Annotated in this window: 23 protein-coding genes; 14 read left to right on the top strand and 9 right to left on the bottom strand. The window is 67.0% G+C overall.

What is annotated here, in order from left to right:
• Positions 1-54: 54 nt before the first annotated feature.
• The gene (locus N5J29_RS11135) at positions 55-1,272 is read left to right on the top strand and encodes an RNA polymerase sigma factor (RefSeq protein ID WP_164151808.1); all 1,218 of its coding nucleotides are present in this window, start codon (positions 55-57) and stop codon (positions 1,270-1,272) included.
• 50 nt (positions 1,273-1,322) lie between these two features.
• On the opposite strand, the gene N5J29_RS11140 is transcribed toward N5J29_RS11135, so the two are convergent.
• A complete protein-coding gene (locus tag N5J29_RS11140) occupies positions 1,323-1,886 on the bottom strand; it encodes an EF-hand domain-containing protein (protein WP_065182363.1) in 564 nt (187 codons plus the stop codon).
• A 155-nt stretch (positions 1,887-2,041) separates the two neighbouring features.
• On the opposite strand from N5J29_RS11140, the gene N5J29_RS11145 reads away from it, so the two are divergent.
• Both N5J29_RS11145 and N5J29_RS11150 read left to right on the top strand, forming a co-directional pair.
• Positions 2,042-2,797: an arginyltransferase gene (locus N5J29_RS11145; RefSeq protein WP_053516144.1), complete on the top strand. Its 756-nt coding sequence runs from the start codon at positions 2,042-2,044 to the stop codon at positions 2,795-2,797.
• Positions 2,798-2,835: 38 nt separating this feature from the next.
• Positions 2,836-4,041, top strand: coding sequence for an endonuclease/exonuclease/phosphatase family protein (locus N5J29_RS11150; protein ID WP_164151807.1), 1,206 nt, complete (start codon positions 2,836-2,838; stop codon positions 4,039-4,041).
• Between the two features lie 66 nt (positions 4,042-4,107).
• Here N5J29_RS11150 and purT read toward each other — a convergent pair whose 3' ends face one another.
• Complete coding sequence (gene purT, locus N5J29_RS11155) at positions 4,108-5,295, bottom strand: formate-dependent phosphoribosylglycinamide formyltransferase (RefSeq protein WP_053516148.1); 1,188 nt, start codon at positions 5,293-5,295, stop codon at positions 4,108-4,110.
• 130 nt (positions 5,296-5,425) lie between these two features.
• Here purT and N5J29_RS11160 point away from each other — a divergent pair, with 130 nt between their 5' ends.
• The 6 genes from N5J29_RS11160 to N5J29_RS11185 are packed head-to-tail and all read left to right on the top strand — an operon-like array spanning position 5,426 to position 9,409.
• Positions 5,426-6,307: an SPFH domain-containing protein gene (locus N5J29_RS11160; RefSeq protein WP_053516150.1), complete on the top strand. Its 882-nt coding sequence runs from the start codon at positions 5,426-5,428 to the stop codon at positions 6,305-6,307.
• A 45-nt stretch (positions 6,308-6,352) separates the two neighbouring features.
• The gene (locus N5J29_RS11165; protein ID WP_053516152.1) at positions 6,353-6,532 is read left to right on the top strand and encodes a hypothetical protein; all 180 of its coding nucleotides are present in this window, start codon (positions 6,353-6,355) and stop codon (positions 6,530-6,532) included.
• Positions 6,529-6,708, top strand: coding sequence for a DUF4177 domain-containing protein (locus N5J29_RS11170; protein ID WP_053516154.1), 180 nt, complete (start codon positions 6,529-6,531; stop codon positions 6,706-6,708). The genes N5J29_RS11165 and N5J29_RS11170 overlap by 4 nt, the downstream gene beginning before the upstream one ends.
• Positions 6,709-6,710: 2 nt before the next feature.
• Positions 6,711-8,000 (top strand): alpha/beta fold hydrolase, encoded by a 1,290-nt coding sequence (locus N5J29_RS11175; protein ID WP_164151806.1) that lies wholly within the window; start codon positions 6,711-6,713, stop codon positions 7,998-8,000.
• Positions 7,997-8,590 (top strand): PH domain-containing protein, encoded by a 594-nt coding sequence (locus N5J29_RS11180; RefSeq protein WP_065182367.1) that lies wholly within the window; start codon positions 7,997-7,999, stop codon positions 8,588-8,590. The genes N5J29_RS11175 and N5J29_RS11180 overlap by 4 nt, the downstream gene beginning before the upstream one ends.
• Before the next feature lie 9 nt (positions 8,591-8,599).
• Entirely contained in the window at positions 8,600-9,409 is an 810-nt protein-coding gene (locus N5J29_RS11185) for a M15 family metallopeptidase (protein ID WP_164151805.1), read from the top strand.
• Positions 9,410-9,428: 19 nt separating this feature from the next.
• Here N5J29_RS11185 and N5J29_RS11190 read toward each other — a convergent pair whose 3' ends face one another.
• From N5J29_RS11190 to N5J29_RS11205, 4 genes are all read right to left on the bottom strand, one after another.
• Positions 9,429-9,800 (bottom strand): DUF423 domain-containing protein, encoded by a 372-nt coding sequence (locus tag N5J29_RS11190; protein ID WP_065182368.1) that lies wholly within the window; start codon positions 9,798-9,800, stop codon positions 9,429-9,431.
• A gap of 108 nt (positions 9,801-9,908) precedes the next feature.
• A complete protein-coding gene (locus N5J29_RS11195; protein WP_065182369.1) occupies positions 9,909-10,982 on the bottom strand; it encodes an SRPBCC family protein in 1,074 nt (357 codons plus the stop codon).
• Between the two features lie 233 nt (positions 10,983-11,215).
• Positions 11,216-11,857, bottom strand: a complete 642-nt coding sequence (locus N5J29_RS11200; RefSeq protein ID WP_053516165.1) for a response regulator transcription factor — start codon at positions 11,855-11,857, stop codon at positions 11,216-11,218.
• Entirely contained in the window at positions 11,857-13,059 is a 1,203-nt protein-coding gene (locus N5J29_RS11205) for a sensor histidine kinase (protein ID WP_053516166.1), read from the bottom strand. The genes N5J29_RS11200 and N5J29_RS11205 overlap by 1 nt, the downstream gene beginning before the upstream one ends.
• 138 nt (positions 13,060-13,197) lie before the next feature.
• On the opposite strand from N5J29_RS11205, the gene N5J29_RS11210 reads away from it, so the two are divergent.
• Genes N5J29_RS11210 through N5J29_RS11230 form a run of 5 tightly spaced genes read left to right on the top strand, consistent with a single transcriptional unit; the run spans position 13,198 to position 16,225 of the window.
• Positions 13,198-13,794: a GNAT family N-acetyltransferase gene (locus N5J29_RS11210; RefSeq protein WP_053516169.1), complete on the top strand. Its 597-nt coding sequence runs from the start codon at positions 13,198-13,200 to the stop codon at positions 13,792-13,794.
• Complete coding sequence (gene minC, locus N5J29_RS11215; RefSeq protein ID WP_164151804.1) at positions 13,740-14,588, top strand: septum site-determining protein MinC; 849 nt, start codon at positions 13,740-13,742, stop codon at positions 14,586-14,588. Before N5J29_RS11210 ends, minC begins: the two co-directional genes overlap by 55 nt.
• Before the next feature lie 37 nt (positions 14,589-14,625).
• On the top strand, positions 14,626-15,435 hold the full coding sequence (gene minD / locus N5J29_RS11220; RefSeq protein WP_053516174.1) for a septum site-determining protein MinD: 810 nt from the start codon (positions 14,626-14,628) through the stop codon (positions 15,433-15,435).
• 2 nt (positions 15,436-15,437) lie between these two features.
• Positions 15,438-15,698 carry a cell division topological specificity factor MinE gene (minE, locus tag N5J29_RS11225; protein WP_053516176.1) on the top strand — a complete coding sequence of 87 codons (261 nt, stop codon included), beginning with the start codon at positions 15,438-15,440 and terminating at the stop codon, positions 15,696-15,698.
• 47 nt (positions 15,699-15,745) lie between these two features.
• Entirely contained in the window at positions 15,746-16,225 is a 480-nt protein-coding gene (locus tag N5J29_RS11230) for a hypothetical protein (protein ID WP_065182371.1), read from the top strand.
• 333 nt (positions 16,226-16,558) lie between these two features.
• On the opposite strand, the gene N5J29_RS11235 is transcribed toward N5J29_RS11230, so the two are convergent.
• The 3 genes from N5J29_RS11235 to N5J29_RS11245 form a co-directional block, all read right to left on the bottom strand.
• Positions 16,559-17,803 carry a DUF819 family protein gene (locus N5J29_RS11235; RefSeq protein ID WP_053516181.1) on the bottom strand — a complete coding sequence of 415 codons (1,245 nt, stop codon included), beginning with the start codon at positions 17,801-17,803 and terminating at the stop codon, positions 16,559-16,561.
• 126 nt (positions 17,804-17,929) lie between these two features.
• Positions 17,930-20,008: a S9 family peptidase gene (locus N5J29_RS11240; RefSeq protein WP_164151802.1), complete on the bottom strand. Its 2,079-nt coding sequence runs from the start codon at positions 20,006-20,008 to the stop codon at positions 17,930-17,932.
• A gap of 233 nt (positions 20,009-20,241) precedes the next feature.
• Positions 20,242-22,206, bottom strand: a complete 1,965-nt coding sequence (locus tag N5J29_RS11245; protein WP_053516183.1) for an oligopeptide transporter, OPT family — start codon at positions 22,204-22,206, stop codon at positions 20,242-20,244.
• Positions 22,207-22,228 lie beyond the last annotated feature (22 nt).

Consider the following 22,228-nt stretch of genomic DNA (forward strand, 5'->3'; position numbering starts at 1 on the left):
TCACATCGGGCGCGCAGCTCCGTCTTGGGACACAATCCAGCAGGAGCTGCCGCCATGACGACTTTCGCTGCAACGATCGACGAGACGCTTGAACGCGAGCTGCCGGCGGCCAGCAGTGGCTGCCAGCACGCCTATGGGCGCATCGTGCTCGCCTGCCAGAACACCGTGACCGCCATCGCCCTGGCCATCACCGGCGATCGCCAGGCCAGCGAGGACATCGCGCAGGAAGCGTTCGTGAAGGGCTGGCAGCAGCTGCACCAGCTGCGCAGTTCCACCAGCTTCCTGCCCTGGCTGCGGCAGATCACCCGCAACCTCGCGCGCGACTGGCTGCGTGCACAGCGCGGCAGGCCCCTGAGCGGCGAGGCCGCCGAAGTTGCGCTGGGCATGGCGGCCGACCCCTCGCCGACTGCCGCCGACCGCCTGCAGCGACTGGAAGAGGAGGTTGCCGCCGAGGACATCATCTCGGCGCTGCCCACCGACAGCCGCGAAGTCCTGCTGCTTTACTACCGGGAAGGTCAGCGCTCGCAGCAGGTGGCGGACCTGCTGGGCCTGAGTGATGCGGCGGTGCGCAAGCGCCTGTCGCGGGCCCGCGCGCAGGTCCGCGAGGGACTGCTGCAGCGCTTCGGCGAATTCGCGCGCAGCAGCGCACCCAGCGCTGCCTTCGCAACCACCGTGGTCTCGATGGTGCTGATCGCTGCGCCCGGCACGGCCAGTGCCGCGATCCTGCTCGGCACCGGTGTGGGCATTGGCGGCAGCAAGCTGGGGCTGGGCGGCGCCAGCGCAGCCGGTGGTACCGCGATGGGATCGCTGACAGCGGCGCTGGGGCACCTGCATCTGGTCCCGGCCCACAACTGGGCAGCGATCGCCGGTGCCGTGCTGGGCGGCGTGCTGGGCAGCTACCTGGGCGGTCGCTTCCTGCTGTCCTACGCCGAAACGGAACCGGAGCGGGCCCAGGTCCGGCGCTTCGTCCATCTCAACACCTGGACCGTGATGGCCTGCTGCCTGTCCATACTGCTGGTCGTGCTGCTGCAGACGCCGGTATGGGTACACCTGGTGGTCATGGCCATCGGCCTGGGCGCGGTCAACTACCAGTGCCTGGGACCGCTGCAGCGCCTGATGCGGCCCTTGATCGTGCGCGACGCAGCGCGGCGCGGGCGGAAGGGCATCAACTGGAAGTACGAAGCGATGTACGGCCGCAGCGCCATCATCGCGATGAACCTGCTGGTGATCGCCCTGGTGGCCTATACGCTGCTCGACAGCGGTCGCCTGTAACGGACGACGCCGGCAGTCTGCCGGCGTCGTCGTTGAACGTTGCGCCGTGATCAGCGCTGCGGCTTCGGTGCGGCGCCGTCACGCGGGCCCCCGTGGCGCGGGCCGCCATGCATCGGGCCCTTCGCCGCATCGAATTCGGCCTTGCTCAACTGGCCGTCCTTGTTGGTGTCGGCAGCGGCGAACCAGGCGTCGCGATGCTGCTTCATGCGCAGCTCGCGATCAGCCTTGTCCAGATAGCCGTCCTTGTTGAGATCGAGCTGGTCGAAACGTGCCGCCAGGCGCGGATCGGCCTTGGCCTCTTCGCGGCTGATGCGGCCGTCCTTGTCGGTGTCCAGCCTGGCCCAGCGCTCGCCGCCATGGCCGCCACGACGACCATGCTGCCAGCGCGGCATTTCATCGCGCGACAGCCTGCCGTCCTTGTTGCGGTCCAGTTCGTCGAACTTGGCCGCCAGACGTGGGTTGGCAGCGGCCTCGCTGCGGTCGATGACACCGTCACCGTTGGTGTCCAGCTTGGCCGGACGCTGTGCCGGTGCGGTCGGGGGAGTCGCCGCCAGCGCGACACCGGAGGCGGACGTGGCAAGCAGCAGGGCCAGCAGCAGGGGGGTACGGATCATGAGGTCACTCCTGGGGATGAGGTTGCGTCGGGGTGATCACTTCACCCTCGAATGACAACAACGCCCGGCCGCGACGGCGGTTGACGCAACCGCCAGTTCCGTTCATCCGGCGGACAGTCGCGTTCATTGCGACACGCTGGGGCTATGCTGTGGCCATGGCGATCCACGGCGACAGAGACGACGAACTGCGGCTGTTCCAGACCGGCGAGCACCCCTGCGGGTACTGGCCGGACCGGGTGGCGCGCGACCTGGTGATGGATCCCCACGACCGTCGCCTGGGCGGCCTGTATCCCCTCGCACTCAGTTGGGGCTTCCGCCGCAGCGGCGACCTGGTCTATCGGCCCCACTGCGCGCAGTGCCATGCCTGCGTGGCGGTACGGATTCCGGTGGCCCGGTTCGCGCCGGACCGCAGCCAGCGTCGCTGCGCCACCCGCAACGCCGACCTGGAGGTGCGGATCACCGCCGCCACTGCGCGCGAGGATCTGTTTGCCCTCTACCACCGCTATCTGGTGCACCGCCACGCCAACGGCGGCATGGACGATCATGGCCCGCACGAGTTCGAGCAGTTCCTGATCGGCAGCTGGTCGCACACCCGCTTCCTGGAGATGCGCCTGCCGGGCCACGATGGCCGGCCCAGCCAGCTGCTCGGAGTGGCCGTCACCGATGTCACCGAGCACGGCCTTTCGGCGGTCTATACCTTCTTCGATCCAGACCACGCAGCGCGGGGACTGGGCACGTTCGCCATCCTGCAGCAGATCGAATGGGCGCGTCGCGAAGGACTGCCGCACGTCTATCTGGGCTACTGGATCCGTGAACACCAGAAAATGGACTACAAGCGCCGCTTCCGTCCGCTGGAGGCCTATGATGGCCGTCGCTGGCACGATTTCGACCGCGATCTGGACGGCCGCTGACAAACCGCTGACACCGGGCGGGGTGCACAATAGGCGGCATGAACACCCAACCCCTTATTCTTGCCCTGGCCCTGCTGTGTGGCGCTGCGGCCCCTGCTCTTGCCAGGACCCCTGCGATGACCGAAACACCGTCCGCATCGCTGCGCCTGGCCACCTACAACACGTCGCTGTACTCCGATGAGGCCGGCGGCCTGATCAGGGAGCTTGAAGGCGACAGCGCGCATGCGCGCAAGATTGCCGCCGTGCTGCAGCAGGTGCGCCCGGACCTGGTGCTGCTGAACGAATTCGATTTCGACGACGCCCATCGCGCCGCCGACCTGTTCCAGAAGCGCTACCTGGAAGTGGCGCAGCCGGGCGGCGGCGCGCCGCTGCACTTCGCCTACCGCTACCTGGCCCCGGTCAACACCGGCGTGCCCAGTGGCCTGGACCTGGACAACAACGGCGTGGTCGGCGGCGAAGGTCGCAGCCGTGGCAACGATGCCTGGGGCTACGGCCTGCACCCGGGCCAGTACGGCATGCTGGTGCTGTCGCGCTACCCGATCGATGAAGCCAGGGTACGCAGCTTCCAGCTGCTGAAGTGGAGCACGATGCCGGGCGCGATCCGTCCGGTCGATCCGCGCAGCGGGCAGAGCTTCTACAGCGACGCCGTGTGGTCGAAGCTGCGCCTGTCGTCGAAGTCGCACTGGGATGTACCGGTGCAGACCCCGGCAGGCGTGGTGCATGCGCTGGTCTCGCACCCGACGCCGCCGGTGTTCGACGGCCCGGAAAAGCGCAACGCGGCGCGCAACCACGACGAACTGCGCCTGTGGCAGGAGTATCTCACCGCGGGTGACCAGCCCTGGCTGTGCGACGACAAGGGCCAGTGCGGAGGTCTGGCGCAGGATGCACGCTTCGTGATCCTCGGCGATCTCAACAACGACCCGGTCGACGGCGATGGCCGCCACGAGGCGATCGTCGAACTGATCGAGAACGCACGCGTATTGCGCTACCCCACCCCGCGCAGCGCGGGGGGTGAGGAAACCAGCCTCGCCTATGCCGCCAAGGGCATCGTGCGCAAGGGTGCGCCCTTCCACGCCACCGGCGACTTTGGCCCGAAGTCCGGCACCCTGCGACTGGATTACGTGCTGCCTTCCACCGGGTTCCAGTACGTGGGCAGTGGCGTGTTCTGGCCAGCCAGCAACAGCCCTGAAGCGAAGATTGCCGACGGCAGCGACCACCATCTGGTGTGGGTGGATGTGAAGTGACCCCAGGCGCCAGGCGCGCTGCTCTGCCTTGCAGAAAGCCGCCGGGCGCGGCCCGGCGCTACCGGCTTACGGGCGCAGCTCGACGCCGATGGCGTCGGCGGCATCACGGGCGATCGAGCGCGCCTCGTCGATGGTGTCGGCGCGCGCCAGGGTGACGCCGACACGGCGCTGACCGTGCACGCTCGGCTTGCCGAACAGGCGCACGGCCGTATCCGGCACCTGCAGTGCGGCCGCGACGTTGTTGAAGTACGGCACGCCTTCGCCCTGCGCCAGCAATGCACAGGATGCCGACGGACCACTCTGGCGGATCACCGGAACCGGCAGGCCCAGGATGGCGCGTGCGTGCAGCGCGAACTCGCTCAGTTCCTGCGATACCAGCGTCACCAGGCCAGTGTCGTGCGGGCGCGGGGACACTTCGCTGAACCACACTTCATCGCCCTTCACGAACAGCTCCACGCCGAACAGGCCCCAGCCACCCAGGTCATCGGTGATCGCACGCGAGATCTCCTCCGCGCGCGCCAGCGCCTTGTCCGACATCGGCTGCGGCTGCCAGCTCTCGCGGTAATCGCCGTCCTTCTGCAGATGACCGATCGGCGCGCAGAACGAGGTGCCTGCCGCGTGGCGCACGGTCAGCAGAGTGATCTCGTAGTCGAAATCGATGAATCCCTCGACGATGCAGCGGCCGGCGCCCGCGCGGCCGCCGGTCTGCGCATACTCCCAGGCCGGCGCGATGTCCGCTTCGCTGCGCAGCGTGCTCTGTCCCTTGCCCGAGGAGGACATCACCGGCTTGACCACGCACGGCAGGCCGATGGCGGCCACGGCGGCGCGGTACTCCGCCTCGGTATCGACAAAGCGGTAGGGCGAGGTTGGCAGGCCCAGCGTCTCGGCGGCCAGGCGGCGGATGCCCTCACGGTCCATGGTCAGGCGTGCGGCACGCGCGGTGGGGATCACCCGCAGGCCCTGCTCCTGTTCCAGCTGTACCAGCGTCTCGGTGTGGATCGCCTCGATCTCCGGCACCACCAGATGAGGCTGTTCCTGGGCGATCAGCGCACGCAGCGCCATCGCATCCAGCATGTCGATCACGTGCGAACGATGCGCGACCTGCATGGCGGGCGCATCGGCGTAGCGGTCGGCGGCGATCACCTCCACGCCCAGCCGCTGCAGCTCGATGGCCACTTCCTTGCCGAGTTCGCCCGAGCCCAGCAGCAGCACACGGGTGGCGGAGGGCGAGAGGGGGGTTCCGAGCTTGGCCATGGAGGGGTCCGGCAGTGATGTGAAGGCGGGTGGGCATTCTAGCCGGTCCAGCGGCGGTTCCCGACGAACGGTAGTCGCCATCTGATATCAATTTGATATCGTCACCTCGAACCCTCAAGGACGTACTGCCATGAAAGAGAAGTCGCTGTCCTCCCTCAACGGCCTGGGCACTCTGGCGGGCGCATTGCTCGTCGCCGTCTTCGGCGGTGTGCTGTTCGTGCTGGGCATCGCCGCCAAGGCGTCGACCGGCTCCCCCAACCTGCTGATGATGCTGGTTGGCGCGCTGGTCGCGGTGGTGGCGCTGTTCGCGCTGGCGGGCCTGTACACCGTGCAGCCGAACCAGGCCGCGGTGGTGAGCCTGTTCGGCAAGTACGTCGGCACCGTGAAAGACAATGGCCTGCGCTGGAACAACCCCTTCTACAGCAAGCGCCACGTCAGCCAGCGCGTGCGCAATTTCGAAAGCGGCAAGCTGAAGGTCAACGAGCTCGATGGCAGCCCGATCGAGATCGCCGCAGTGATCGTCTGGCAGGTGGTCGATGCCTCCGAAGCGGTCTACAACGTGGACGACTACGAGAGCTTCGTGCACATCCAGTCCGAATCGGCGCTGCGCGCGATGGCCACCAGCTATCCCTACGACCAGCATGAAGAGGGCCAGCTGGCGCTGCGCAGCCACGCCAGCGAGATCTCCCAGCACCTGAAGAACGAGTTGGCCGAGCGCCTGGCCGACGCCGGCGTGCAGGTGATCGACGCACGCATCAGCCACCTGGCCTATGCTGCCGAAATCGCCCAGGCCATGCTGCAGCGCCAGCAGGCCAACGCGGTGATCGCGGCACGCACGCGCATCGTTGCCGGTGCGGTCGGCATGGTCGAGATGGCCCTGGGCGAACTGCAGAAGAACGGCGTGGTGCAGCTGGACGAGGAACGCAAGGCGCACATGGTCAGCAACCTGTTGACCGTGCTGTGTTCGGACCGGGGCACGCAGCCGATCGTCAACGCCGGTTCGCTGTACTGAATCACCCTCGCAACGGGGCGCCCCACCGCCCCGCCAGGAGCATCCATGAGCGAGAAGAAAGCCTATCCACTGCGCATCAACGCCGACGTCCTGGCCGCGGCGCAGCGCTGGGCCGACGACGAACTGCGCAGCCTCAACGCGCAGATCGAGTACCTGCTGCGCGACGCGCTGCGCAAGGCCGGCAGGCTGCCGCATCCCAAGCCACCTCAGGAGGAGAAGGAATGAGCAAGCGCTGGACGTACCAGACCCTGGAAGTGCCCTCGACGCTGATGGGCAGCATGAAGACCGAAGCCGTGCAGGAGGCGTTGAACAAGCAGGGCCAGCTTGGCTGGGAGCTGGTCAACATCGTGATCCCCGCGCCGATGAGCGCAGCGGTGCTGGTCTTCAAGAAGGAGCTCTGACCATGAAGACCCGCCGTTCGCTGTTCGCCCTTTCACTGGCGCTGCTGAGCGGTGGCGCATTCGCCGCCGAACCGCAGCAGGTTGCCGCCCGCTTGCTGGACCACCTGCAGGCCGGCCGCATCGCCGATGCAGAGGCGATGCTGACCCCGCAGATGGCCCGTGCCGTTCCCGCCGAGAAGCTCGACAGCGTGTGGCGGTCCCTGGGCGAACTGCAGCAGCGGGGCCAGGCCCGCAGCAGCGAGCAGCAGGGCCTGCACCTGGTGGAAGTGCCGCTGCAGTTCACCGGTGGCGCGGTGATCGCGCAGGTGGCCGTGGATGCACAGGACAAGGTCGCCGGCCTGCTGCTGCGCCCCGCCCCCGCGGCCAAGGCACCGCCGCCGCCGGCCGATGCGACCTACAGCGAAGTTGATTTCAGTGTGCCGCAGACACGCGGTGCGCTGCCCGGCACGCTGGCGCTGCCCAAGGGCAAAGGCCCGTTCCCGGCAGTGGTGCTGGTGCACGGCTCGGGCCCGCAGGACCGTGACGAAACCATCGGCGGCAACCGTCCCTTCCTCGATATCGCCCGTGGCCTCGCCGCGCACGGAATCGCGGTAATGCGCTACGACAAGCGCACTCTCGCCCGGCCCCAGGATTTCCAGAGCGGCACCTTCACTGTCGATGACGAATCCACCGACGATGCGGTGGCGGCACTGGAGGCCGTCGCCAGCGACCCGCGCATCGACGGCCGCCGCGTGTTCGTGCTCGGCCACAGCCAGGGCGGCATGCTTGCGCCACGCATCGCCAGCCGCTGGCCACAGGCGCGTGGCGCCATCCTGTGGGCCGCTCCCGCGCGCACGCTGCTGGACCTGCTGCCGGAACAGAACCGCTACCTGCTGAGCCTGGACGGCGACATCAGCGCGGCCGGTCAGGCGCTGCTGGACAAACTGGACAGCCAGATCGCCGCAGCACGTGGCAGCACGCCGGTACCCGCCAGCGAACTGCCACTCGGCGTTCCGCAGTCCTTCTGGAAGAGCATCGAAGCCGTAGATGCCCGCGCCGATGCACAGCGGCTGCGCGCACCGCTGCTGATGCTGCATGGCGGGCGCGATTTCCAGGTTCCCGATGCCGACTGGGCACTCTGGCAGAAGGCCCTCGCCCGGCGCGACGATGTGCAGTGGCGGACCTATCCGGCGCTGAACCACATCGGCATCGCTGGCAGCGGCCCGAGTTCGTTGAAGGAGTACACCCGGCCCGGCCATGTCGATGCGGGGTTGATCGATGACATCGCCCGATGGGTGGAGGCACAACGATGAGCCCCAATGAAGCCCGTCCGTTCGAGCTGGCTGGCAGTTCACCCCTGCGCGTGCTGTGGGTGCTGTTGCCGGTGCTGGCCGTGCTGGTCATCAGCGTGTACGTGCAGTTCAGCCGCACGCGTGCGCCTGCACCATGGATGGAAGTCACCCTGTCGCCGCCGTTCTTCCTGATGAACGGCAGCGCGGCATGGAGCATCGCCGTGCTGGTGCTGATCGGCGTGGGCCTGGGTACTTCGTTCTTCCGCCGCCGCGTGGAGCTGGTGGGTGGCGTGCTGGATGTGCGTTCGACGCTGTACCGACGGCGTACACCGGTGCGCGACATGCTGCTGGACCAGGCCGAGGTGGTGGACCTGGCGCAGGACCGCCGCTATGGCATCCGCTTCAAGACCAACGGCTACTCGATGCCCGGCTTCTATTCCGGGCATATGCGGCTGCAGGGCGGCGGCAAGGGCTTTGCCCTGGTCACCGACCGTCACCGCACGCTGGCGATCCCGGTGCGCGGCGGCAGCACCCTGCTGCTGAGCATGGAACGCCCACAGGCATTGCTTGACGCCCTGCGCAAGGTGGCCGCAGCCGCGCCACAGCAGTAAGCTGCGGACATGCATCGCCGACCGCTGCTGCTGCTGAACACCGAGGCCATCGAACTGTGGCCGGCCGATCTGCTGCGCGCGCGCAGCAACCTCGATGCACGCCTGCTGGCGCGGGCCCGCTGGGTGCTGCGGCGCAAGCGCGATGGCCGCTATCTGGCCGCCGTGCTGACGCAGGGCGTTCATTCGCTGGTGCCGCGCCTGCCGCACGAGCCTGGCGTGGAGGAGGCGCTGGCACTGCTGGATGCCCGCGCGTCACGCCCTTTCGCTGCGGCACTGGAGCAGCGATGGCTGCCCCTGGCGGGCTTGCAGCAACGCCTGCAGCACCTTGGCCTGGATGCACAGGGTTACGCGGATGACACCGGGCTGCCGCTGGAAGCCGAGCCGTGCCTGCTGCATTTCGCCGGCCGCGATCGCTTTTCGCGGCCCCTGTGGTTGCGCCGCGACGCGGCGCAGGGGTGGCGGCGGATGCGCCTGCACGCGGCCCGCGATGGCGTTGCCCTGGATGCCATTTCCGGCTTCCGCAGCCATGCGCACCAGTTGGGAATCTTCGAGCGGAAGCGCGGCCGCGGCCTGAGCGTGGCGGAGATCCTGAAGGTCAACGCCGCGCCGGGCTTCAGCGAACACCACAGCGGGCACGCACTGGATATCGGCACCCCGGGCGATGCACCTGCAGAGGAATCGTTCGAGCGTACCGATGCGTTCGCGTGGCTTCAGGCCCACGCCCGCGGGCATGGATTCCACCTGAGCTACCCGCGCGGCAACCCGCACGGGATCGTCTACGAGCCCTGGCACTGGTGCTGGAGACCGGCCAACGGCTGAGCCCCTCCCCGCACTGCCCTCACCGCCGCAGGGCGTCGATCGCCAGCAGCACCCATCCCACCATCAGGCTGGTGCCGCCCACAGGCGCCAGCCGGGTAGGCCACTGCCAGAGCGCGCTGCCCACCAGGCTGCCGGAGAACAGCACGACGCCCAGCAGCAGCACGTACAGCGCCAGATGTGCGATCACGCCCTGCGCGCGCCGTCCCACCGCAACCAGCACGGCACCATGGGCGAACGCATACAGCGCCGCCATGTTCAGATGCTGCTGCGCCTGCGGATCGGACACGCCATGCGAGGCATAGGCCGACAGGCCGATCGAAGCGGCCGCCAACAGCGCACCGATGCAGGCCAGCAGCGAGGGCTTACGCGCACGTCGTTCCAGATTGAACATGACTGCTCCTTGCGCGGCGCCCGCCCGGCGGCGGACGCGGGATGAAAAAAAACGCGCCGCAGGAAGCGGCGCGTTTTCGTGTCCAACACTACATGGGTCAGCCAGCGCTTACTTGACGGCCCAGTAGATGTCGTAGGTGCCTTCCTGGGTGAACGACTTGTCCACGCCGTCCTTCCACGATTCGTACGGACGGTCGATGACTTCGTTGCCCGAGGTCACTGCCCACGCACGCAGGCCGTTGCGGGCCACGTCCAGGCCGGCCATGTGACCGGTGTAGGCCGCATGCGCCGAACGATGCGGGGCGACATGCAGGTACTTTACCGGGGCACCACCGTCGATCTTGACGGTCAGCTCCTCACCGGTGGCACCTTCGGTACCCTTCTTCTTCACCGGCTGTGCGATGTCGAAGGCGTACTTCTCGGCACCGAAATCGGTGGTGATGATGCGGAACGGACCGGCGGCTTCAAGGCCATTGGCCTCCATCACGCGCTTGATCCACTCCTGGTTGTCCTTGATGGACTTGGTGATGGTGTCCTGGCCGCGGTCGACGTTGCCGGCGTTGACGACCAGCAGGTCTTCGGCCGGCACCTGCACGATACCCAGATCGGTCAGCGGCGCTTCCGGAGTGCGGTAGTCGACGTTCGGCACGGTGGCCAGCATGTTCGCCATGCGCGACAGGCCCAGCTTGATGTCGTCGCCGATCTGGCGGCTGACATACAGGCCGGCGTAGCGACCGAACAGGTCGAAGCCGTACTTCACCGAGTAGTCCTGGGTGATCTTGACGTTGCGACCACCCTTGCCGGTCGGCTCCAGATTGAAGGTGGTGACCTTGTCGTGACCCTTGGTCGGGTCTTCGATGGCGATCACAACACGCTTGTTCTCTTCGGCCTCGGTCACCTTCCAGGAACCGTTGCCCAGGTCCTTGGAGGAGAAGTCGAGGGTGGCACCGACGCCGGAGGCCGGGCCGGACAGCTTCAGTTCAACGGCGGGATCGCGCAGTACCAGCGGGTTCCAGTCCTTGAAGCGGCGCAGGCTGCTGACCGTGTCGTACACGATCGTCATCTTGCGGTTGGTCTCGATGCTTTCGGTGATGTGGCGCTCGCCCGGCAGACATACGCCAATGATGACGAACAGGCCAGCCACGATCCCCAAGGCGATCAGGAACTCGATAATACGGGTCATTCAGGAGTCTCCGGGGCCGATCCCACGGCCGGGTTGATTGAAGCGAAGCGCCAATCCTAGCAGGCTTCGCGGGCATTGTTTATCGCGATTGGCGCACCGGTTTCCCTGCCGGCTGCGTATTTGTATGGACAAAGGATTGGCAGGGTAGCGCATCCGGCCGCCCCGCATGTAGGGGGCAGCCCGTCCCGGGGCCCGGGAATGCCGGCCAAACCTTTGCCGCAGAAGGCTTTTCGTCAGACCAGCTGCAGTTCGAACGCCTTCAGCACGGCCCGCGTACGGTCGCGCACGCCCAGCTTGGACAGGATGTTGGACACATGGTTCTTGATGGTGCCCTCGGCCACGCCCAGCGAATTGGCGATCTCCTTGTTGGAGAAGCCGCTGGCCATCAGCCGCAGGATCTCCGTCTCGCGGTCGGTCAGCGGGTCCGGCCGGTCCAGGCTGACGAAATCATTGCGCATGTGTTCCAGCCCGGACAGCAACCGCTGGGTCACTGCCGGCTGCACCAGCGATCCGCCGTCAGCCACGGTGCGGATGGCGCCGACCAGCTGGTCCAGGGTCACGTCCTTGAGCAGATACCCCTTGGCGCCGGCCTTCAGGCCCGCCAGCACCAGCTGGTCGTCGTCGAAGGTGGTCAGGATGATGGTCGGCGGCAGCTGTTCCAGCCGCGACAGGACCTGCAGCGCCTCCAGCCCGGACATCACCGGCATGCGCATGTCCATCAGGACCACATCCGGACGGACCTGGGGCACCAGTTCGACCGCCTGCCGGCCGTCGCCGGCCTCGGCCACCACCTCGATGCCGTCGTCCAGCGCCAGCAGCGAGCGGATTCCCTGCCGCACCAGGGTTTGGTCGTCGACCAGGCAGACGCGAATCATCAACGCACTCCTTCAGGAACCTTGGTAAGGGCGGCCACCAGCACGGTTGCCGGCACCGTCGCACGCAGGCAGAAGCCTTCGCCGGGGCGGGTTTCCACCTGCAGCTGGCCACCGCATTGTTGCAGGCGCTCGCGCATCCCGCGCAAGCCATTGCCCACATTGACCATTTCCGCGCCGACACCGTCGTCGCGCGCCTCGACCACCACCCGGTCCGGCGCCTCACGGTACACCCGGATCCACAGATGGCGGGCCCCGGAGTGGCGCACCGTATTGGTGATGATCTCCTGGGTGCAGCGCAGCAGCACGTGGGCCCGCTGCGGATCCTCCACGTTCAGGGGGTCCTCGATGTCCAGCTGGATGTCCAGCGAGGGCACGTTCTCGGTCAGCGGGCGCAGCGCGGCAGCCAGGTCGATGGCGCTGGTCTCGCGCAGTTGGCTGACCACTTCGCGCACATTGCCCAGCAGCAGCTTGGCCAGCGTGTGCGACCGTTTCACGTGGTCCAGCGCCTTGCCTTCGGCGAGATGGCCGGCCACTTCCAGGTTCAGGGTCAGCGCGGTCAACTGATGCCCCAGCAGGTCATGCAGCTCGCGCGAGATGCGGGTGCGCTCGTTGACCCGTGCGCTCTCGGCCAGCAGGGCGCGGGTCGCCCTCAGCTCCGCATTCAGCCGGCGCTGCTCGTCGCGGGCGTCGGTCTGCTGCCGTGCGACCAGGCTGGTCACGAACATGAACATGGAGAAGCCGCCATACAGCAGCGACTGCATGAGTGCCTCGAACAACGGCATGTCGAGAATCAGATAGTAGACCGGCAGCACCGCCAGCTGGCTGAGCAGCAACCAGATCACGCCACTGCGCACGGGCAGCATCCACGGGATCACCCCGGCGGCCACCATCATCAGGATGCTGCCCAGGCCCGAACCGCTCAGGTAGCTGACGCCCAGGGCCGAGCCGGTCAGTACCACCAGCACCACCCGGTCGTACCAGGCGGCCTGGCTGCTGTCGCGCAGGCCACGGGTCAGCCAGAAGTAGCCGGCGCCGAAGAACAGGTAGGCGGCAAACAGCCACAGGGACCAGCTGTCGATACCGCTGCCGCCGTGCCGCAGCATCGACTCGTACTGGGAATACACCACGGGCAGGCCGACCATGACCCAGGTGAACAGGCCGGCCAGGCGCAGGACTCGGATTTGGCTGAGATATCCCAACATGGAGGCATCTTAGGCTGAACCAGCGCTCCTGCCCCCGGGCAGAAGTCATGGCGACGGGCGTGCCCCCGCCAGCCACCCATGCAATAATCGTGCGCAGGGTCCGTTGCAGGACCAACCGCGTTACCCCACGGAGTCACAATGTCGATTGTCATCCGCGACGTGCGCGAGCACGAGCTCGATTCCGTCCTGGCTTTGAACAACAACGCTGGCCTGGCCATCCTTCCGCTGGATGCCGCACGCCTGCGCCTGTTCTATGAAACCGCTGAGTACTTCCGCGTCGCCGAGCGCGACGGCAACCTGGCCGGGTTCCTGATCGGCTTCGGCAGCGACAGCCAGCACGACAGCAGCAACTTCGCCTGGTTCAAGCAGCAGCTGGACACCCCGTTCTTCTATATCGACCGCATCGTGGTCGCCAGCCGCCGCCGCGGTGGTGGCGTCGGCCGGGCGTTCTACGCCGATGCGCAGAGCTTCGCCGAGCTGCGCTACCCGCAGATGACCTGCGAAGTCTTCCTCGACCATGGTGCCGATGCCGCCCTGCTGTTCCACGGCAGCTTCGGCTTCCGCGAGCTGGGCCAGAACACCATGCCGCAGGTCGATGTGCGCGCCAGCATGCTGGCCAAGGAACTGTGCAGCTACCCGTGGGTACAGGAGACCTACGGCGGCAAGCTGCCGGATGTGGCATGGACACGCGACCGGCAGCTGCCGGCGCAGGCACAGCGGCCGACGGGGACCTGAGCGTGGCGGTGAATTTCGATTACGAACAGGCAGGTGAACTGAAGATCGGCCAGGTCGGCATCGCCAACCTGCGCGTGCGGACCCTCGATGTCGAACGACTCGTGCAGGAAATGCGCGAACGGGTGACCCGCGCCCCGAAACTGTTCGGCCGTGCCGCGGTGATCCTGGACTTCGGCGGCCTCAGCCAGGTACCGGACGTGGCCACCGCGCAGGCGCTGGTCGATGGCCTGCGCAGCGCCGGCGTGCTGCCGGTGGCGCTGGCCTATGGCACCAGTGCGGTCGACCAGCTCTCGCAGCAGCTCGGCCTGCCGCTGCTGGCCAAGTTCCGCGCCCAGTACGAGCGTGTCGAGACCGAGCCGGCCCCGCCGCGTGCGCCTGCGCCGGAGCCGCGCCGCGCCGCCCGCGCTGAACCGAAGCCGGCCCCGGCCGCTCCGGTGGCCAGGGTGGCCGAGGGCTCGGCACCGCAACCGGGCCGCATGCAGCTCGGCAATGTACGTTCCGGCCAGCAGCTGTACGCGGAGAACTGCGACCTGACGGTCATGGCGACCGTCGGCGCCGGTGCCGAGGTCATCGCCGACGGCAGCATCCATATCTACGGCACCCTGCGCGGCCGCGCGCTGGCGGGTGCCCAGGGCAACACCGCGGCACGCATCTTCTGCCGTGATTTCCATGCGGAACTGGTGGCCATTGCCGGCCACTACAAGGTACTGGACGATGTCCCGGACAACCTGCGCGGCAAGGCCGTGCAGGTGTGGCTGGAACAGGACCAGGTCAAGATCGCTGCGCTGGACTGACGCAGCCCCAACATCATGCAGAACCAGGAGAAGTCCTTTGGCTGAAATCATCGTAGTCACCTCCGGCAAGGGCGGCGTCGGCAAGACCACTACCAGCGCGAGCCTGGCCTGCGGCCTGGCACGGCGCGGCAAGAAGGTGGCGGTGATCGACTTCGACGTCGGCCTGCGCAACCTCGACCTGATCATGGGCTGCGAACGCCGCGTGGTGTACGACTTCGTCAACGTCGTGCACGGCGAAGCCACCCTCAAGCAGGCCCTGATCAAGGACAAGCGCTTCGACAACCTGTACGTGCTGGCTGCCTCGCAGACCCGCGACAAGGACGCGCTGACCCAGGAGGGCGTGGGCAAGGTGCTGAAGGACCTGGCCGCCGACGGTTTCGACTTCGTGATCTGCGACTCCCCGGCCGGTATCGAGAAGGGTGCCTTCCTGGCGATGTACTTCGCCGACCGCGCGGTGGTGGTGGTGAACCCGGAAGTGTCCTCGGTGCGCGACTCTGACCGCATCATCGGCCTGCTGGATTCGAAGACACACAAGGCCGAATCCGGCCAGGACGTGCCGGCCTTCCTGCTGCTGACCCGCTACAGCCCGTCGCGCGTGGAAACCGGCGAGATGCTGAGCATCGTCGACGTGGAGGAAGTGCTGGGCCTGAAGGCGATCGGCGTGATCCCCGAATCGGGTGACGTGCTGAACGCCTCCAACAAGGGCGAGCCGGTGATCCTCGATGGCGAATCGATCGCTGGCCAGGCGTATGACGATGCGGTGAGCCGCATCCTGGGCGAGGAGCGGCCGATGCGCTTCACCACCGTGGAGAAGAAGGGCTTCTTCAGCAAGCTGTTCGGAGGGTAAGCATGGGCCTGTTTGATTTCCTCAAAGCGAAGAAGACCACCGCCGAAACCGCCAAGAACCGCCTGCAGATCATCATCGCGCAGGAGCGCAGCCATCGCGGTGGCCCGGACTACCTGCCGCTGCTGCAGCGCGAGCTGCTGGAAGTGATCAAGAAGTACGTCAACATCGACGTCGACGCGGTGAAGGTCGACCTGGTCAAGGATGGCCAGCACGACGTGCTGGACATCTCCGTGGCGCTGCCGGAAGGCCCGGAAAAGCCCTGACCCCCTGCCCCGCCCGTGTCTGCATGGGCGGGGCTGCACGATTCCGCATGACTGACACGACAACCGCCGTGGACATCACCTGCGTGGGCGATATCGCCTTCGCCGATGCACAGCGCCTGCTTGCCGCGCATGGGCTGGAGCTGCACCACGTCGCCGCCGGCGAGCCGATTCCCGGCAGCTACTGGGGTGAACCTGAAGCAGGCATCATCGCCAGCAACGTGTATGTGCGCGACGACACGCCCGTGCATTCGATGCTGCACGAGGCCTGCCACCTGATCGTGCTGCCGCCGGAGCGGCGCGCGCAGGTGCATACCGATGCCACTGATTCGGTCGCCGAGGAAGATGCCACGTGCTACCTGCAGATCGTGCTGGCCGCGCAGCTGCCCGGTGTCGGCAGCGCACGGCTGATGGCCGACATGGATGCGTGGGGGTATACGTACCGGTTGGGATCGACGAGAGCGTGGTTCGAGCAGGACGCCGAAGACGCGAAGGCGTGGTTGATCGAACGCGGGTTGCCAGTGGCGTAAGGCCGCGGACGCGGTTGGCCACGGGCGCGTGGCGACGCGCCGAACTCTGCGGCGCCCCTCTTTTCACTCGGCGCGGTTCGAGCAGGACGCCGAAGACGCGAAGGCGTGGTTGATCGAACGCGGGTTGCCAGTGGCGTAAGGCCGCGGGCGCGGTTGGCCACGGGCGCGTGGCGACGCGCCGAACTCTGCGGCGCCCCTCTTTTCACTCGGCGCGGTTCGAGCAGGACGCCGAAGACGCGAGAGCCTGGCTGATCGAACGTGGATTGCCGGTAGCGTGACGCGCCGCGAAACGGGGTCAGATCCCTTTTGCGCAGCAAAAGGGATCTGACCCCCTCACCCCTGCCCTGCCAGCGCACGCAGGGTAATGCCGACGATGTACGCCAGGTAGGTCCCGGTGGCGTAGCCCATCGTTCCCAGCAGCACGCCTACCGGTGCCAATGCAGGATGGAAGGCGGCGGCCACCACGGGCGCCGAGGCCGGACCGCCGATGTTCGACTGCGAGCCGATGGCGAAATAGAAGAACGGCACCTTCAGCAACCGGCCCAGGCACCACAGCAGCACGATGTGCACGGCGATCCAGATCAGGCCGAGCAGGAACAGCCACGGACGGTCCAGCAATGCCAGCAGATCCATCTGCATGCCGATGCAGGCGATCAGGAAGTACAGCAGCAGCGACCCCAGACGTGACGCTCCCGCTCCCTCCAGCGTGCGCGCGCGGGTGAAACTCAGGCCCAGGCCCAGCGTGGTCGACAGCACCACCACCCAGACGAAGGGAGCATCCAGGCTGAACTGCGATGCCCAGCCGACATGGGCCTTGAACCAGGCCGCCAGCGGCGCGCCGATTGCATGCGCCAGACCGACGCCACCGAACGCAACGGCGACGATCAGCATCAGATCGGTCAGGCTGGGAATGCGCTCGTGTTCGGCCTGGAAGCGCGCGATGCGTTCCTTCAGTTCGTCGATGGCCGAGGTATCGGCACCGCTGCGTGCGTCGATCTTCGCGGCGCGCCCGGCGAGGAAGATCAGTACCGCCATCCAGACGTAGCCGACACCCACGTCGACCACGGCGAACTGGCCGAAGGTGGTGGCGTTGACGTCGAATACTTCGCGCATCGCCAGCATGTTGGCGCCACCGCCGATCCAGCTGCCGGCCAGTGCGGCCATGCCGGCCCAGGTGTCGCCGGCAACGGTTTCCGGGTGCAGCGCGCGCATCAGCAGGAAGGCGACCACGGCACCGAGCATGATGCTGGCGGAGGCACCCAGGTACATCAGTACCAGCTTCGGTCCCAGCCGCAGGATGCCCTTGATGTCCACGGCCAGGGTCAGCAGCACCAGCGCCGCCGGCAGCAGGATGTCACGCGCGACCGGGTTGTACAGCGCGGTGTTCTGCCCGTCGATCAGGCCGACGGTGTTGTAGATGCCAGGAATGAGATAACACAGCAGCAACGCCGGCACGAAGGTGTAGAAGCGCTTCCACGGCCCCTGCTCGCGCGAGGCGGTCCAGAACACGGCCCCCAAAGTGGCGGCGATCAGGCCGAAGACCACGATGTCGTTCTGGATCAGGGCGTTCGAAGTCATGCGGGCGCTCGGGTAGAGCCGAGCCATGCTCGGCTGCTGTTGGCGGGAAAGGAGGCACAGAGCAGCCGAGCATGGCTCGGCTCTACAAAAAGCAGAGCGCCGCCCTGGGGGCGGCGCCGGACCGGCTTATTCGCCGATATGCTGCTTCAGCCAGCCGTTGACCGTGTCATGCCACAGGATGCTGTTGTGCGGCTTGAGCACCCAGTGGTTCTCGTCCGGGAAGTACAGGAACTTCGACTCGATCCCCTGCCGCTGCGCCGCCGTGAATGCCGCCAGGCCCTGCTCGACCGGAATGCGGAAGTCCTGCTGGCCATGGATGATCAGGATCGGCTTCTTCCAGTCCGCCACGTGGTTGACCGGGTTGAACTTCTCGTAGTTCGCCGCCTTCTGGTACGGCGTGCCGCCCTGCTCCCACTCGGTGAACCACAGCTCTTCGGTGGCGTAGCCCATCATGCGCTGGTCGAACACGCCATCGTGGTTGACCAGGCACTTGAACGGGCCGTTCCAGTTGCCGGCGATCCAGTTGACCATGAAGCCGCCATAGCTGGCGCCCAGAGCACAGGCCTTGTCACCGTTGAGGAACGAATACTTCTTCAGTGCCGCGTCCCAGCCCTTCTGCAGGTCTTCCAGCGGACGATCACCCCAGTGCTGGCCGATCGCATCGGTGAATGCCTGACCGTAACCGGTGGAGCCGTGGAAATCGATCATCACCACCGCGTAGCCCTGGCCTGCGTAGGTCTGCGGATTCCAGCGATAGCTCCAGCCGTTGCCGAAGCTGCCCTGCGGACCGCCATGGATCAGGAATGCGACCGGGTAGGACTTGCCTTCCTGGTAGTTGTGCGGCTTGACCACATAGCCGTGCACGGTGTCGTTGTTCCAGCCCTTGAACGAGAACTGCTCGAAATCGCCGAAACTGACGTCCTTCAGCACGTCGCCGGCAGACGGTGTCAGCGCACGCAGCTCGCCCATCGGCTGGCCGGCGGCTGGCAGCAGGCCGACCAGTACCTGGTCGTTGCTCTTCAGGCTGTTGCGGGTGATCGCCACGCTGTTGCCGGCCACATCGACGGCGGTCACGCTGCCATCGCCGATCAGGCGGGTGGCCTTGCCGGTGGCGACATCGATCTGGAACAGCGGGTGCTCGCCCAGATCATCGGCGGTGGTGTAGATGCTGGCGCCATCGGCGGACAGCACGATGCCACCCGCCGAGCGATCCCACTGCGGGGCGATCTCACGGCTCTTGCCGCTGGCCAGATCCATCGCCATCAGGCCGAAGCGATCAGCTTCAAAGCCAGGGCGCTTCATCGCACGGTAGAACAGCGTCTTGCCATCGGCACTGAACACCGGGCCCGCATCCCATGCCGGGTTGGAGGCGGTCAGGTTCACCGGTGCCTGACGGCCGGCAGCATCGAAGCGATAGAGGTCGAAGTTGGTCGACCACGGTTCCTCGCGGCCCGCCACGCGGATGCTGGCGACCACGCTGCTGCCGTCCGGCGACCACACGAAGTCATCATTGCCACCGAATGGCTTGGACGGCGCATCGCCATCGAGGGTGGCGCTCAGCGCTGAAGCCCCCTTGACCGGGCCGGCCTGGGCGCCCGGCAGCGGCGCGACGAACAGGGTGTTGCGACGGCCGTCGTTCCAGGTATCCCAATGGCGCACGAACATCGAATCCCAGACCTGGCCACTGGCCTTGGCGTCCTTCTTCTCTTTCAGCATCTTCTCGGTGCAGGCCAGGTCCGACGCGCAGGCCTGGAACACGCCGGCGCTGAACAGCACGCGGTCGTCCTGTGGCGAGACGTGGTAGCTGTCCACATCCACCGGGAAATCGGTCAGCTGGCGCGGGGCGCCGCCGCTGATCGCCTGCGCGTACAGCTGCTGGCTGCCGTTCTTGGCACTGAGGAAGTACACCGTCTGGCCGTCCGCCGACAGCGAGGCGGAATTGACGTTCCAGCCGGCCGGGGTGATCTGCTTCGGCGGTGCCGCGTCACGCGTGCGCAGGTTGCGTGCGTACAGGGCGGTGCTGGCCTTGAGGTTGGCGTCGGTGCTGCGCTTGGCGAACACCACGGTGCCGCCATCGGCGCTCAGCACCGGCGCGGAAACGCGATCCATGGCCACCATGTCGCGGATCTCCAGGCCACGGGCAGCGGCGACGCTGGGCAGAGCGGCCAGCAGGCTCAGTGGCAGCAGGGCATGACGCAGTTTCATCGGGATCTCCGCAGGACGGCAAAAAAGCGATGGTAGGCCCCGCAGCCCGGGGCTGCCAAGGCCATCGGTCATGGCCGTGATCGGGCAGCCGCCAGAAACAGCAAACCGCGCCGTAGCGCGGTTTGTGGGTGGACCCGGGGTCGGATCCGATTCCGCAGGAATCGGCTCTGACCCCGGGCGCCTCCGGCGTGGGGTCAGAGCCCTTCCCTTCCGGGAGGGATCCGACCCATCCCTTACGCCTTGGCGTACTTGCCGGTGCGGTAGATCAGCCAGCCCACCAGGAACAGCACGGCCAGGCCGATCCACTGCGCGGCCGGCAGATGGAACGGCACGGCCAGCACGTCGGCGCGGCTGCTGACCACGATCGGAATGGCGATGGCGATGCCCATCAGCGCCTCGCCGGTGATCAGGCCGGCGGCGAACAGCACGCCCGGCTTGTGCACGCGGTCGCGGCCCTCTTCATCATCGGCACGCACCTTGTGGAAGCGCTCGACCAGGTAAGCGATCAGGCCGCCGAGGAAGATCGGCACCATCAGCTCCAGCGGCAGGTAGATGCCGATGGCGGCCGCCAGCACCGGCACCCGGAAGCGCGCGTTGCGCGCCTTCAGCCAGCTGTCGAAGGCGATGATGACGGCGCCAACCACCGCACCGATGCCGATGAAGGTCCACGGCAGCTCGCCACCGAACAGGCCCTTGGCCACCGACGCCATCAGGTTGGCCTGCGGCGCAGCCAGCGCGTTCGGGTGCAGCTCGGTCTTCACGCCGATGCCATAGGCGGTGGCCAGCAGGTTCAGCACCGGGGCCATGATCAGCGCGCAGGAGAACGCACCGATGCCCAGCATCAGCTGCTGCTTCCACGGCGTAGCGCCGACGATGTAACCGGCCTTGAGGTCCTGCAGATTGTCACCACCGACGGCGGCAGCGCAGCACACCACCGCGCCGATCATGATCGCCGCCACCGCACCCAGCGGTGCACCGCCGGTACCGACCGGCTTGAGGCCATCGGCACCCAGCAGCACGACCAGTACCGCCGAGGCGAACAGGATGGTGGAAATGGTGATGCCCGAGACCGGGTTGTTGGACGAACCGATCAGGCCGGCCAGGTAGGCCGAGACCGACACGAACAGGAAGCCGGCGACGATCATGATGATGGTCATCGGGATCGACACGTGCCACTGGCCGACGATGGCCTGGTACAGGGCCAGCAGCGGCAGCACGAAGACCACCAGGGCGACCAGCATCCACTTCATCGGCAGGTCGCGCTCGGTGTGCGCCAGCACCGGTCCGCCGCTCTTGCGGGCGGCTGCAAAACCGCTCTTGACGCCGTTGAGCAGCGACTTGCGCAGCGAAATCAGGGTCCAGATGCCACCGATCAGCATTGCGCCGACACCCAGGTAGCGCATCTTCGCGCCCCAGATGGCGAATGCGGCCTCGGTGGAGGACGCAGCGGCCACCGACGCGGCCAGGGCCGGGTCGGTGTTCATGAAGAACGCCTGGTAGAGCGGGATGGCGATGTGCCAGGTCAGGATCGAACCAGACACCACCACGATGCCGACGTTGAGGCCGACGATGTAGCCCACGCCCAGCAGCGCCGGCGACAGGTTGGTGCCGATGAACGCGGTGACCTTGGAACTGCCCACGTAGGCCGAGGTGGCCCAGGCATCGGGAATCAGGCGCATGCCGCTTTCCGCGGCCAGCTTGACGAAGGCGCCGATCACCGCCGACAGGCCCAGGATCTTCAGGCCCGGACCCGGGTTCTCACCGGCCTTGAGCACTTCCGCCGCCGCCTTGCCTTCCGGGAAGGGCAGAGGATCTTCGACGATCATCGAGCGGCGCAGCGGCACCGAGAACAGCACGCCCAGCAGGCCGCCCAGGCCGGCAATGCCCAGCACCCACCAGTACTTGAAGTCCGGCCAGTAGCCCATGATCACCAGCGCGGGGATGGTGAAGATGACACCGGCGGCGATCGAGGAACCGGCCGAGGCGCCGGTCTGCACGATGTTGTTCTCGAGGATCGAGCCACCGCCCAGCAGGCGCAGCACGCCCATGGAAATGACTGCGGCGGGAATCGCGGTGGCGATGGTCAGGCCTGCGAACAGACCGAGGTAGGCGTTGGCCGCGGACAGCACCACCGCCAGCACGATGGCCAGGGCCACTGCGCGGAAGGTGAGCTGCTTGGGCGCAGCGTCGTGGTTCATGGGAGCCCCTGCTGGCAAAAAA

Origin of the sequence: Stenotrophomonas sp. GD03680 (genome assembly GCF_029844625.1) — a bacterium.
Taxonomy (GTDB): Bacteria; Pseudomonadota; Gammaproteobacteria; order Xanthomonadales; family Xanthomonadaceae; genus Stenotrophomonas; species Stenotrophomonas maltophilia_P.